Origin of the sequence: Enterobacter sp. 22499 (assembly GCF_052044815.1) — a bacterium.
GTDB classification, from domain to species: domain Bacteria; phylum Pseudomonadota; class Gammaproteobacteria; order Enterobacterales; family Enterobacteriaceae; genus Enterobacter; species Enterobacter bugandensis.
On sequence record NZ_JBQENR010000002.1, the window covers coordinates 310,028 to 323,892 of the forward strand.

The following is a 13,865-nucleotide window of genomic DNA, read 5'->3' on the forward strand; positions in this document are numbered from 1 at the left end:
GGTTACATCACCTGGTGTAATCAGTTAGTGATCGGAACCACAATTTGCCGGGCGGCGACGGAATGACGACGCACCAGCGTCGGCATGAAACAATGAGTTGCCCCCGGATCCAGCAGCCCTGCCGCTCCCTGTAGCGCCAGCTCGGTCGCCAGTTTTGCCATAGAAGCAATGGGATAGCGCACCGTAGTCAGCTGCGGGTCGGTGTAACGGGCAATCGGAATATCATCGAAACCAATCAATGACAAATGCTGTGGCACCGCAATGCCGTTATCCTTCAGCGCAGTCAGCGCGCCTGCCGCCATGCTGTCGTTATAGGCAAACACCGCAGAAAGCTGCAGATTGCGGCCCAGCAGTTCCACCATTGCCGCCTCACCGCCCTGCATATCCGGCGTGCCGGTGCCAATCCAGCTTTCTGATGGCGTAATACCGTGCTCTTTCAGGGCGTTTTGCCACCCCTCACGCCGCAGCTCGTCATCTTCAATGTGATGGCTGGAGGCCAGATAGCCGATCCGCTGATGGCCGTTATTGATGAGCATTTTGGTGGCCATCATGGCGCCGCTGACGTTATCCAGCCCGACACAGCGGTGGGCATAGCCCGGGACGATGCGGTTGATTAACACCATGCCCGGGATCTGCTCCATAAACCCGACCAGCTCTTCATCGCTTAAGGCTTTTGAGTGAACAATCAGGGCGTTGCAGCGCTGGCGGATCAGCACTTCAATGGCATAACGCTCCTTTTCCGCCTCGTGATAGCTGTTGCCAATCAGCACGTATTTCTGATGCTGCTGGGCGACCACATCGACCGCTTTCACCAGCGCACCGAAAAAGGCGTCCGAGACATCCATTACCACCACGCCGATGGTATCGCTGACCTGTGTTGCCAGCGCCTGGGCGTTGGCATTTGGCCGGTACCCGAGCTGGGTCACGGCTTTCATTACGGTTTCACGGGTTTCAGGGCTGACCAGCGCGCTGTTATTCAGCACGCGGGAAACGGTAGCCACAGAAACGCCCGCCAGACGGGCGACGTCACGAATGGTGATCATATTCACCATCCTTCAAAGAATTGCAGCAACTCACAGACACCCCCTGTGTTTAGCAAGGAGGCTATTTTGGCAGCGAGAGAAAGGGGACTACGTGAAGAAGGTCACACTCATGAAAACGCTTACATCCGTTTTGTTAATGATTGTGATCCAGATCGTTATCTGGATGTATTACTCAATGATACCCCCGAAGCATGTGCGGTTAACTGACGCCACACCCACTCCAGCGGTCCCTGGCGGAAATAACGCAGCCAGATGACAGAAAACGCCAGGTTTACTATCCAGACCGGAATAACAAACGCCAGTAGTCCGAGGCGGTCGAATTTCATAAACAGGCCAAAGCGATAGAAAATCGTGGTGCAGATCAGCGTCTGCAGGAGGTAATTACTTAACGCCATCCGCCCAACGCAGGCTACGGCGCTGACGATCCACAGGCGAGAAAGCTGCGGCCAGAAACCATAGATCAGCGCCGCATAGCCGATGGTCTGGAACGGCGCGCTCAATTCACGCGGCGTCTGCAGCAGGAACGCGCACCAGCGGTAATCCCAGTGAAGGTGCCACTGCGCCATCACCGCCGGAAGGTTAATCAGCACGCCCAGCAGGACCAGCCCCGCGCCGGTGCGGCGGTAGTGACGCAGGCTGAATTCCCCTTTCAGCCAGCCGGTGCGCATCAGTGACGCGCCCATCAGCATCATGCCCGCCAGCTGCCAGCCGTATTGCGCCCCCAGGGCAAGCAGATTGTCGCCCAGCATATCCGCACGGTTGCTTATCGCTTCCGTACCGCCCTTCAGCTTCCAGTACTGCTCGTACTGGAGGTTAGCGGCGTCCGGGATCCAGGAACGGTTTGTCGCGTCACCGGAGATCAGCCCCAGCAAAAGCAGTACGCCGAGTCCCATGAGATAGAGCATCACGCCGGTGTTAAACAGGCTTTTCACGCTGTGCGCGTCGCGAATCAGCCGCCAGCAGATTAGCCCGACTAACCCATAAGCGAGAAGAATATCACCATCCCAGAAGAACAGGCCGTGGATAAAGCCGAGAATTGCCAGCAGCGTTAAGCGCGACTGGATCCAGCGCGTGCCGCGTTTGAGCAGAAGCTGCAGGCCCGCGCCAAACAGCAGCGCAAACAGCGTGAGGAATTTAACCTGGGCAAACAGGTCGAGGATCGCCCACGTCCAGGCATCACTGCGGGTGATGTCGCCGTACCAGGCGGGATTGAGGTAAGCGGCCTTCGGCAGACCGAAGGCGCTGATATTCAGCAGCAGGATACCCAGAATGGCGACGCCGCGAACAAAATCGAGCGTGACGTTTCGCTCCATGGTCCCTGCCCTGTCTGATTAGTTGTGGTGACGCACGGCGCGCAGGAACTCCTGGCGGGTGTTCTGGCTCGATTTAAACAGGCCGCCCAGCGAGGTGGTGGTGGTCGCACTGGTCGCATCACGCACGCCGCGCGCTTTCACGCAGTAGTGCACCGCATCAATAGAGACCGCCACGTTATTGGTACCCAGCAGCGTTTGCAGCGCGATCAGGATCTGCTGCGTCAGACGCTCCTGCACCTGAGGGCGCTGCGCGAAGAACTGCACAATACGGTTGATCTTCGACAGGCCAATCACCGTGTCTTTCGGGATATACGCCACGGTCGCTTTACCGTCGATGGTCACGAAATGGTGCTCGCAGGTGCTGGTCAGGGTGATATCTCGTACCGTCACCATCTCATCCACCTTCATCTTGTTTTCGATGACGGTAATTTTCGGGAAGTTGGCGTAATCCAGTCCGGAGAAAATTTCGTCAACGTACATTTTCGCGATACGCTTGGGCGTCTCCATCAGGCTGTCATCGCTCAGATCGAGATTCAGCAGTTGCATGATCTCGGTCATATGCCCGGAAATCAGACTTTTACGGGTTTCATTGTCCATATCCTGAACGGGCGGACGCAGTGGCGTTTCAAGACCGCGCGCGAGCAGGGCTTCGTGGACCAGGGCAGCTTCTTTACTGAGTGATGACATTTTGTTCTCCTGCAGGTGTGGCGTCTTTCGCCCTCGTTGTGGCAAAAGTATGCGCTCATTGTGCGTGAGGCGACGCACATAATCCAGTATTCACGACGATAATTATTGCAATTGCTGTTGCCTTTCAGCGTGGCGATTCCAGACCAGGGCACCCGCGACAAACAGCGCAACGCCAGCCAGCCCCAGCGCAGGCTCCAGACGGTGGGTTAGCCAGGTTGATAACGCCGAGGTCACCGGCCCCACCAATTGCCCGATGGCATACCCGGTGGTGAGCAGCCCCGCCATATAGCGCGTGTGGTTCGGTGCCAGCTCGCGGCCGTATAAAAGAGAGAGCTGCACCGCGCAGAGGAACCCGCCGCCGACCAGCAGCCCGCCCGTCAGCAAGCCGCCAATGCCCGGCAGCAGCCAGGCTGCCAGCACGCCCGCCCCCTGTAACCACAGCACTATCGCCAGCCTGCGGTTAGCCGTTGAGGTGTGGCGCAAAAGAATGCTGAGCGCAATCCCCACCACGGCCGCGGCACCAAAAATCGGCCAGACAAACTGGGCAAACAGGCTGCCGGGAAAACGCACCGCCGCCATTTGCGAAAGGAAGGTCGCCGGAAGGATATAGCCAAATCCCGCCAGGCTGTAGCTCCAGACCAGGCGCTTGAGATCCGTCGTCAGCAACAGCGGCTCTGGCGCGCTGCCGGGTCGATGAAGCTGTCCGGAACGCGGCAGATAGCGCGCCACCAGCGCGACCAATACCAGCGCCAGCACGCCGTAGATTTGCCACGCCGCACCGGCCGAAAGGGATTTCGCCTGAATATAGACCGCGAGCAGGCCGCTCAGGGCGATGCCCGCGCCAGGACCGGCAAACACGGCAGCGCTGAGCCCCGGTTTACCCAACTGCCCCAGCCGCTCGTTGCTCCAGGCGGCAATCAGCACCATTGACCAGCCGCTCATGCAGCCAATCACAAAGCGCAGCAGGCCGTGCACAACCGCGTTATCCGCGGCGGCGGAGAGCAGGGTCAGCGCAACCGCACCGGTGATGCCAAGCCAGAGTCGCGTTTCAACAAAGCGGTGCGCCCGCATGGCATCCCACGCGCCCACCAGATAGCCCAGATAATTCATCGCCGCCACCAGACCTGCGCTGGTGAGCGTGAGTTGCCCGGCGGCAATCATCAGCGGCACCTGAGGCGTAAAGGCGAAGCGCCCTATCCCCATCGCCACCACCAGAACGACAAACCCACTAAGCGCAATACGCAGCGCCATGACAGCTCCAATTGTTAAAGAAAAGTAAATTTATGATGCAGCATCTCGCCGCTCCGCGAAAGTGAAAGTTGCTCACAGGTAAATGAAAACGCTGTATTATGGCTCTAATGAATAGCTATTCTCATTAAGGAGCCCTGCATGGAACTGCTCGAAGAGCACCGTTGTTTTGAAGGTCGACAGCAGCGCTGGCGGCACGACTCCACCACGCTGAACTGCGCCATGACGTTCAGCATTTTCCTGCCCCCGACGGAAAACCCGCCGGTTCTGTTCTGGCTTTCAGGCCTGACGTGTAATGACGAAAACTTCACTACCAAAGCGGGCGCGCAGCGTATTGCGGCCGAGCTGGGCATTGCGCTGGTGATGCCCGACACCAGCCCGCGCGGCGATGATGTGGCGGACGATGCCGGGTACGACCTGGGCAAAGGTGCCGGATTTTATCTCAACGCCACCGAGCAGCCGTGGGCGAGCCATTACCGCATGTATGACTACATTCGCGACGAGCTGCCTGCGCTGATTAAGGCCGAATTTACGGTGAGCGACCGCTGCGCCATCACCGGGCACTCCATGGGCGGGCACGGGGCGTTAATCATGGCGCTGAAAAATCCGGGCAAGTACGCCAGCGTGTCGGCATTCGCACCGATTGTGAACCCAACGCAGGTGCCGTGGGGGCAAAAAGCCTTTACACACTATCTGGGTGACGACAGTCAAAAATGGCAGGAATGGGATAGCTGCGCGCTGATGCTGGCAAGCCGGCCGGAAGATGCGATTCCGATGCTTATCGACCAGGGCGATGCGGATCAGTTCCTCGCCGGACAGTTACAGCCTGCGGTTCTGGCTGAAGCGGCGCGCCAGAAGGACTGGCCGCTGACGCTGCGCATTCAGGCGGGATACGATCACAGCTATTACTTTATGGCGTCCTTTATTGAAGATCATCTCCGCTTCCATGCGGTACATCTGTTCAGGTAAGTTCAGCCTTTTTGCCCGGTAGCCTCCTGCATACCGGGCCTTTCCCCTCCCCCTCATTTACATAGTTCTATCCGCTTGAATCCAGGCTGGTTTCCTTTCACTCTCCTCAAACACAAATGATTTCAATTATCATTTGTGTTTACAATTCTTCATTCTTTTGTACAATTCCAGGCTCTTCTCCATCTTAAAGAGTTCTTAAAAGACAAAAACATACAGTTCTCAGGGTTATCCCGATGGAGTTTTATTCATTTTTATACGGAATGTACAAATGACAATACCCCGCATTAAGCTCCTGGCCGTCGCCGTTGGCGCTGCCACATTCACCCCTCTCGTTCACGCAGCCGATCAGGACACCGTTGTCGTCACCGCGACGGGTTTTGAACAAAAGATCCAGAATGCCCCCGCCTCCATCTCTGTTATTTCGAAACAGCAGATTGAAGATAAAGCCTACCGTGATGTTACCGATGCCCTGAGAGACGTCCCGGGCGTGGTCGTCACCGGCGGCGGGAGTAGCAGTGATATCAGCATTCGCGGCATGGCATCTCAGTACACCTTGTTCCTCGTGAACGGCAAACGCGTCAGTACGCGAAGCACCCGCCCAAACAGCGACAACTCGGGTATTGAACAAGGCTGGCTGCCGCCGCTGGAGTCCATTGAGCGCATTGAGGTTATCCGCGGCCCGATGTCCTCACTTTACGGCTCCGATGCGATGGGTGGCGTCATCAACGTCATTACCAAAAAAGTCTCAAACACTAAAGCCTGGACCGGTTCGTTGCACGGCGATGCAACCTTCCAGGAAAACCATGATTCCGGCGATATCTTCCAGACCAACGCCTACGCTTCTGGTCCTCTGATTGACGGTCTGCTTGGCGCAAAAGTGACGGGGCTGTTGTCACGCCGCGCCGAAGATAAAATCGTGAACGGGTATAACGAGCAGAAAATGCGTAACGGTGGCATTACCCTGAACTTCACCCCGGATGAGAAGAACGATTTCGATCTTGATTTTGCTCGCGAGCTTCAGGACAGAAACAGCACGCCAGGGATGTCGAAAGCGGCTGAAACCTGCCGGGGAACGACCTGTACGCCAAATACTAAAAGCGACTCACGCTATGAGCACACAACTTACTCCTTAACCCACAGCGGGTATTACGACGACTTCAATACCACCAGCTATATCCAGCAGGAAGAGACCAATAATCCAGGTCGCAAAATGCGCTCGTATAACACCACCTTCAACAACCAGAACCAGATTTTCCTCGGCGATCATACGTTGACCCTCGGCGGGCAGTATCGGTATGAGAAACTGCGCGACGAGGGCAATCAGCTGGAAGCTGCGGACGGCCTGAACAAACTGACGCGCTGGAGCTGGGCCCTGTTTGCCGAAGATGAATGGTCAATGACGGAAAGCTTTACATTGACCGGCGGCCTGCGTATGGACAAAGACCAAAACTACGGGACGAACTGGACGCCGCGCGGTTACGGCGTATGGCACCTGGCCGATCACTGGACGTTGAAAGGCGGGGTTTCGGCTGGCTATCGTGCGCCGGATCTGCGGCAGTCGTCTGCCAGTTGGGGCCAGGTAACGGGTGGCGGCCGTCTTGACGGTATCATCGTTGGCAACCCGGATCTGAAACCAGAGAAGAGCCTGAGCGAAGAGCTCGCCCTGCTCTGGGATAACAACGATAACCTGAATGCCGGCGTGACGCTGTTTAATACCGACTTCAAGGACAAGATTACGGAAGTTCGCCGCTGTAACAGCAGCGCCGATCCCGCCTGTACGATTGGCGATCACAGCTATGATTTCGTGAGCGACCGCGTTAACGTGGACAAAGCCAACATGCGCGGCGTGGAGTCCTCCTTCGGCTGGAAAATCTCGCGCGATGTAAACTGGACCGCAAACTATACCTATACCGAATCTGAGCAGAAGAGCGGTCAGTTCTCAGGCAAGCCGCTGAACAAGATGCCGAAGCACATGTTCAACACTACCCTGGACTGGCAGGCGACGCCCGACGTAGGTTTCTGGAGCCGTCTGAACCTTCGCGGTAAAACGTCTGAGTACCTGAGCCGCACGTCAATGTCCCAGGGCACACCGTCCTACACTCAGGTTGATGTCGGTCTGCGCTACAACGCGAACAAAAACCTGCTGGTTACCGCCGGTGTGTATAACGTGCTGGATAAGCAGATTGACTACGACACGTATGACACCGTGCTGGACGGGCGTCGCTATACGGTTGGCATGACCTACAGCTTCTGATCTGCCCATAAAAAAGCCCGCTCGGTTGAGCGGGCTGAAAGAGAGGAAGCGCGGTTATTGTTTAAATCGTTCCGGGAAATCCATTTCACTGTAGCGAACGAAGCGGGTTCCTTTCGTCAGTTTGTAGCCAAACCAGATGATCAGGAACAGCGGAATACCAATGTAGGTCGCCGTGACGGCACCCCAGTCAATGGTGTCCGCAAGGAAGGCCTCATAGTTCTGACCCAGAGTAATGATCAGGCACAGAACGAAGGCGAAAATCGGCCCCAGCGGGAAGAACCCTGAACGGTACGGCAGGTTATTCAGGTCATGACCCTGCATGACGTAGCCGCGACGGAAACGGTAGTGGCTGATGGCAATGCCCAGCCAGGCGATAAAGCCCGTCATCCCGGAGGTGTTAAGCAGCCACAGGTACACCGTCTGGTTGCCGAACATGGAGGTCAGGAAGCACAGGCCGGCAATCACCGTGGTGGCATACAGCGCGTTGCGCGGTACGCCGCCGCGGGACAGTTTCGAGAAAATGCGCGGCGCTTTGCCGTCGCAGGCCAGGGTATAAAGCATACGGGTGGAGGCGTACATGCCGGAGTTACCCGCCGACAGCACCGCCGTCAGGATCACCGCATTCATTACCGCCGCCGCTGAGAGCAGGCCCGCGTGCTGGAAGACCAGGGTGAACGGGCTGACGCTGATGTCTTTCACGTCGTTACGCAGCAGGCTTGGATCGGTATACGGAATGATCAGGCTGATAATCAAAATAGCGAACACGTAGAACAGCAGGATACGCCAGAACACCTGACGCACCGCGCGCGGAATGTTCTTCTCCGGGTTTTCGGATTCACCGGCCGCGATACCAATCAGCTCCGTGCCCTGGAAGGAGAAGCCGACAATCATCGCCACGCCAATCATCGCCGAGAAGCCCCCGGCAAACGGCGCATCGCCGATGGTCCAGTTACTCCAGCCCGCAGGTTCAGCCCCTTTGAAAATACCCACGATCATCGCCACGCCGACGACGATAAAGATGATGACGGTGGCCACTTTGATCAAAGAGAACCAGTATTCCGCTTCGCCAAAGCCGCGCACGGAGATGTAGTTCAGCAGGAAGATGACGGCGAGGAACAGGGCGCTCCAGATCCAGCCCGGCGTGTCCGGGAACCACCAGGTCATCACCAGTTGCGCAGCGACGAGGTCCACGGCGATGGTGACGGCCCAGTTGTACCAGTAGTTCCAGCCCAGCGCGAAGCCGAAGCCTTCCTCAACGTATTTTTGTCCGTAGGTCGAAAACGAACCTGACACCGGCATGTATGCCGCCAGTTCGCCCAGGCTGGTCATCAGGAAATAAACCATCAGGCCAATCAGGATATAAGAGAATAATGCCCCACCCGGGCCGGCTGCCGAAATCGTTGCGCCAGAGGCAACGAAAAGACCTGTACCGATTGAGCCGCCAATGGCGATCATCGTCAGGTGACGCGCCTTGAGTTCACGACGTAGCGTGGGCGCTTCTGTGGTTTTAGTTTCTGAAACCATGTGAAAATGCTGTCCATTTAATAAATGAGGCGCGATTGTAGCAGACGATCTGCGTTCCTTCCGGCAGAAATACCCTGTTATAAGAGAGCTTCATGACGCGTCCAGGATTATAAGTAACGCATTATTTTTCCCTCTCCCCTTTGGGGTGAGGGGCGCTTTTACATCTCGCAATAGCGCAGAAAACGCTGCAGCGAACTGGACAGGTGTTTCTGACGATGGTGGATGCACCACAGCGTGCGCACCAGTTTTGGCAGCGGAACGGGGATTTCCACCAGCGATCCGGTCTCCAGCTGTTCGGCAATCACCCGCCGGGAAAGACAGCTGATGCCCAGGCCATGACGCACCGCGTGCTTAATCGCCTCTGAGTTTCCCAGCTCCATTCCCAGCTGGAAATGCGGCAGATGCGACAGCAGCAGGTAGTCGACAATCTCGCGCGTGCCGGAACCCTGCTCGCGGAGGATCCACTGCGCCTGCGCCAGCCGCTCCAGCGTCACCTCGCCCTGCAATAACGACGAGGCCGGAGACGCAAACACTACCAGCTCATCCTCCAGCCAGGGCTCGGCAATGATATCGACGTTGTGGCAAGGACCTTCGATAAGTCCGATATCCACGCGGAAATCAATCACCGCGTTGATCACGTCCTGGCTGTTACCCACGCTCATCTCCAGCGGCAGGGTCGGGAAATCCCGGCGGTAGCGGGCAATCACTTCCGGCAGGATGTAGTTGCCGATGGTGCTGCTGGCAAAAACGCGGATCGCGCCGTTGTCCTCGCGGAACAGCTGCTCGATTTCAATAGCCTGCTCCAGCAGCGCCAGCGCGCGCGGGTAAAGCAGGCGGCCATGTTCGTTGACCACCAGTCGCTTCCCTACCCTGTCAAACAGCTGGACGCCCAGCTGGCCTTCGAGATCGGTCAACGCCGCGCTGACGGCAGACTGCGAGAGCGCCAGCATTTGTGACGCCTGGGTCGTCGAGCCGCTTTTCAGCACCTCGGCAAACACTTCCAGCTGACGCAATGTAATGTGCATGGTTGCTTACCACTTATAAAGATTGATTATAAATATATAATCAATTTTATTTTTAAGCCAGCGCGCCGTAACCTTTAGCCAGACAAAGGAGAAGGTTATGTCAGAAATCACCTTACAACATCATCGTACAGTGTGGCACTTCGTGCCCGGCCTTGCGCTCAGCGCCGTCGTCACCGGCGTGGCCTTATGGGGCGGCAGTATTCCGGCAGTGGCCGGTGCAGGGTTCAGCGCGTTAACGCTGGCCATTTTGCTCGGCATGGTGGTCGGGAACACCGTTTACCCCCACATCTGGAAATCCTGTGACGGCGGCGTGATTTTCGCCAAGCAGCATTTATTACGTCTCGGGATTATCCTTTACGGCTTCCGTCTCACCTTTTCGCAGATTGCGGACGTGGGCGTCAGCGGGATTGCCATTGACGTCCTGACACTGACCAGCACCTTTTTACTGGCGTGCTTTATCGGTCAGAAAGTGTTTGGCCTGGATAAGCAAACCAGCTGGTTAATCGGCGCAGGCAGCAGCATCTGCGGCGCGGCGGCAGTGCTGGCAACAGAACCCGTCGTTAAAGCCGAAGCCAGTAAAGTGACGGTGGCGGTCGCGACGGTGGTTATCTTCGGTACGCTGGCAATCTTCCTGTATCCGGCCATGTACCCGCTGGTGGCGCACTGGTTTAGCCCGGAAACCTACGGCATCTATATTGGCTCAACCATGCACGAAGTGGCGCAGGTGGTGGCGGCAGGTCACGCCATTAACCCGGAAGCGGAAAACGCGGCGGTCATTGCCAAAATGCTGCGCGTGATGATGCTGGCCCCGTTCCTGATTTTCCTCGCGGCCCGTGTTAAACAGCTGGCACCGGCTGGCGGCAGCGAGAAGAGCAAAATCACCATTCCGTGGTTTGCGATCCTGTTCATCGTTGTCGCTATCTTTAACTCCTTCCACCTGCTGCCAAAAGCGGTAGTGGAGATGCTGGTGACGCTGGATACGGTGCTGCTGGCGATGGCGATGGCGGCGCTGGGGGTGACCACGCACGTCAGCGCGCTGAAAAAAGCCGGTGCGAAGCCGCTGCTGATGGCGCTGGTGCTCTTCATCTGGCTGATTGTCGGCGGCGGTGCGATTAACCTCGCCGTGCACAGCCTGATGGCATAAACCATCTCGTCCTTCTCCTGTTAACCCGCTATCATAAGCGTTTCGGGTTAACAGGAGTTTTTTTATGAAATACGTTGGAGCGCACGTCAGCGCTGCAGGTGGCCTGGCGAATGCCGCCATTCGCGCCGCCGAAATTGAGGCGACCGCTTTCGCCCTGTTCACCAAAAACCAGCGCCAGTGGCGCGCCGCGCCGCTCACCGCTGAGGTCATTGACGATTTCAAAGCCGCCTGTGAAAAATACCATTACGGGCCGGGCCAGATCCTTCCCCACGACAGCTATCTGATTAACCTCGGGCATCCGGTGCAGGAAGCGCTGGATAAGTCCCGCGAGGCGTTCCTTGATGAAGTGCAGCGCTGCGAACAGCTCGGGCTGACGCTGCTGAACTTCCATCCGGGTAGTCATCTGATGCAGATTGATGAAGATGCCTGTCTGGCGCGCATTGCCGAATCCATCAACATGACGCTGGATAAAACCAAAGGCGTCACCGCAGTGATTGAAAACACGGCTGGTCAGGGCAGCAACCTCGGCTTTAGGTTTGAACATCTGGCGGCAATCATTGACGGCGTGGAAGATAAGTCTCGCGTGGGCGTATGCATTGATACCTGCCACGCGTTTGCCGCCGGGTATGACCTGCGCACCACCGAGGCCACGAAAAATACTTTCGAGGAGTTCGAGCGCGTTGTTGGCTTTAAATATCTTCGCGGTATGCACCTGAACGATGCGAAAAGCGCGTTCGGCAGCCGCGTTGACCGCCACCACAGCCTGGGCGAAGGCAATATCGGTCACGATGCCTTCCGCTTTATTATGCAGGACGCCCGCTTCGACGGTATTCCGATGGTGCTGGAAACCATCAATCCGGATATCTGGGCGGAGGAGATTGCCTGGCTGAAGGCTCAGCAAACCGCAGAACAGGCGGCATAAAAAAAGCCGGGTTGCATTAGCACCCGGCTTTTTTATTGCTTAGTGCTTACGCTGCTTTTGCCACAACTTCCGCTTCCGGACGTTTCAGCACCGCGTAAGACAGGCCTGCCACCAGCGTACCGGCAACAATCGCCAGCAGATAACCCAGTACTGGGGTGATGGCGCCAGGGATCAGCAGGACGAACAGACCGCCGTGCGGCGCCATCAGCTTCGCGCCAATCGCCATGGAGATGGCACCCGTTACCGCGCCGCCGACGATACAGCACGGCAGAACACGCATTGGGTCACGCGCCGCGAACGGAATCGCACCTTCGGTGATGAAGCACAGGCCCAGCACCAGCGCCGCTTTACCGCCTTCCTGCTGCGCTTTGTCGAACTTACGACGGGCAATAATCGTCGCCAGGCCAAGCGCCAGCGGTGGCACCATACCGGCCGCCATGATCGCCGCCATCGGCGCGTAAGTCTGGGTACTCAGCAGGCCAACGCCAAAGGCGTATGCTGCTTTGTTCACCGGGCCACCCATGTCGGTACACATCATGCCGCCGAGGATTGCGCCCAGCAGCACTGCGTTCGCCGTGCCCATGGTTTGCAGCCAGTGGGTCAGGCCCGCCAGGATACCCGCAACCGGCTTACCAATCAGGTAAATCATCGCCAGACCGACCACCAGGCTGGAGATGAGCGGAATGATCAGGATTGGCTTCAGCGCCTCCATACTCTGCGGCAGCTTCAGCTTCGAGCTAATCATCTTCGCGACGTAACCCGCGAGGAAACCGGCGATGATACCGCCAATAAAGCCGGAGCCGGTGCTCACCGCCAGCATACCGCCGATAAGACCCGGGGTCAGACCCGGACGGTCAGCAATGGAGAAGGCGATAAAGCCCGCCAGCACCGGCACCATCAGCGCGAACGCTGAACCGCCGCCGATCTGCATCAGCGCAGCCGCAAGCGTCCCTTCTTCTTTAAATGCCGTAATACCAAACGCGAACGACAGTGCGATACACAGGCCGCCCGCAACCACCATCGGCAGCATGTAGGACACGCCGGTCAGCAGGTGACGGTATGCGCCCGCAGACTCTTTTTTGCCTTCGGTCGGCGTTTTTACTGCGCCGGTGGCCTGATACGGTTTGGCTTCTGCCAGGGCCTTATCAAACTCCTGCGCGGTCTTTTTCAGCGCCAGGCCGGTAGAGGTGCGGTACATCGGTTTGCCGGCAAATTTCGCCAGATCCACTTCGATATCTGCCGCCACAATCACCAGATCGGCCTCAGCGACCTCTTCCGGCGTAATGGCATTGCCCGCCCCCACGGAGCCACGGGTTTCAACCTTCACCCACCAGCCGCGTTTTTTCGCTTCGGTTTCAATGGCTTCAGCCGCCATAAAGGTATGCGCCACGCCCGTCGGGCAGGCCGTGACCGCGACAACGCGTTTCGGACCCGAGGCCGCAGCAGGAGCCGCCGCGACAGGCGCGCTGTAGACGGTCGCGTGACCTTTCGCTTCGCTCAGGAACAGTTCCGGGTGTGCCACCGCGCGATTAATATCGCCCAGCCACACTTTTTTGCCGTTCAGCGCGCTGTCAGCGGGAATTTTATCGCCCAGGACAATCGCCAGTTCGGCATCGCCTGGGTTATCAATGATGTCCAGGTGTGCTTTTTGTGCCGCCGCGCCCAGCAGGGTCTTCGCCATGTAGGCGCGAGCCTGTCCGAGACCGGAGTCAATGATCAGCAGCGTTTTCATTATT

11 protein-coding genes are annotated in these 13,865 nt (G+C 57.5%); 4 read left to right on the forward strand and 7 right to left on the reverse strand.

What is annotated here, in order from left to right:
* Positions 1-20: 20 nt before the first annotated feature.
* From galS to ACTJI7_RS09375, 4 genes are all read right to left on the reverse strand, one after another.
* A complete protein-coding gene (galS, locus tag ACTJI7_RS09360) occupies positions 21-1,043 on the reverse strand; it encodes an HTH-type transcriptional regulator GalS (RefSeq protein WP_048960194.1) in 1,023 nt (340 codons plus the stop codon).
* A 155-nt stretch (positions 1,044-1,198) separates the two neighbouring features.
* Positions 1,199-2,356: a DUF418 domain-containing protein YeiB gene (yeiB, locus tag ACTJI7_RS09365; RefSeq protein WP_126326824.1), complete on the reverse strand. Its 1,158-nt coding sequence runs from the start codon at positions 2,354-2,356 to the stop codon at positions 1,199-1,201.
* Between the two features lie 18 nt (positions 2,357-2,374).
* Entirely contained in the window at positions 2,375-3,043 is a 669-nt protein-coding gene (gene folE, locus ACTJI7_RS09370; protein WP_023330924.1) for a GTP cyclohydrolase I FolE, read from the reverse strand.
* Positions 3,044-3,145: 102 nt separating this feature from the next.
* Positions 3,146-4,294: a YbfB/YjiJ family MFS transporter gene (locus ACTJI7_RS09375; protein ID WP_045259730.1), complete on the reverse strand. Its 1,149-nt coding sequence runs from the start codon at positions 4,292-4,294 to the stop codon at positions 3,146-3,148.
* A 138-nt stretch (positions 4,295-4,432) separates the two neighbouring features.
* On the opposite strand from ACTJI7_RS09375, the gene fghA reads away from it, so the two are divergent.
* Both fghA and ACTJI7_RS09385 read left to right on the forward strand, forming a co-directional pair.
* Positions 4,433-5,260, forward strand: coding sequence for an S-formylglutathione hydrolase (gene fghA, locus ACTJI7_RS09380; RefSeq protein ID WP_182033958.1), 828 nt, complete (start codon positions 4,433-4,435; stop codon positions 5,258-5,260).
* A 268-nt stretch (positions 5,261-5,528) separates the two neighbouring features.
* Positions 5,529-7,514, forward strand: coding sequence for a ligand-gated channel protein (locus tag ACTJI7_RS09385; RefSeq protein WP_126300529.1), 1,986 nt, complete (start codon positions 5,529-5,531; stop codon positions 7,512-7,514).
* Between the two features lie 54 nt (positions 7,515-7,568).
* On the opposite strand, the gene ACTJI7_RS09390 is transcribed toward ACTJI7_RS09385, so the two are convergent.
* Positions 7,569-9,038, reverse strand: a complete 1,470-nt coding sequence (locus ACTJI7_RS09390) for an amino acid permease (protein ID WP_028013865.1) — start codon at positions 9,036-9,038, stop codon at positions 7,569-7,571.
* 158 nt (positions 9,039-9,196) lie between these two features.
* On the reverse strand, positions 9,197-10,063 hold the full coding sequence (gene yieE, locus ACTJI7_RS09395) for a DNA-binding transcriptional regulator YeiE (protein ID WP_045629869.1): 867 nt from the start codon (positions 10,061-10,063) through the stop codon (positions 9,197-9,199).
* Between the two features lie 97 nt (positions 10,064-10,160).
* On the opposite strand from yieE, the gene ACTJI7_RS09400 reads away from it, so the two are divergent.
* Together ACTJI7_RS09400 and nfo are read left to right on the forward strand one after the other, a co-directional pair.
* A complete protein-coding gene (locus ACTJI7_RS09400) occupies positions 10,161-11,207 on the forward strand; it encodes a YeiH family protein (RefSeq protein WP_028013867.1) in 1,047 nt (348 codons plus the stop codon).
* A 64-nt stretch (positions 11,208-11,271) separates the two neighbouring features.
* The gene (nfo, locus tag ACTJI7_RS09405; RefSeq protein WP_041909003.1) at positions 11,272-12,129 is read left to right on the forward strand and encodes a deoxyribonuclease IV; all 858 of its coding nucleotides are present in this window, start codon (positions 11,272-11,274) and stop codon (positions 12,127-12,129) included.
* Between the two features lie 46 nt (positions 12,130-12,175).
* Here nfo and fruA read toward each other — a convergent pair whose 3' ends face one another.
* The gene (gene fruA / locus ACTJI7_RS09410; protein WP_192978690.1) at positions 12,176-13,861 is read right to left on the reverse strand and encodes a PTS fructose transporter subunit IIBC; all 1,686 of its coding nucleotides are present in this window, start codon (positions 13,859-13,861) and stop codon (positions 12,176-12,178) included.
* Positions 13,862-13,865: the final 4 nt, after the last annotated feature.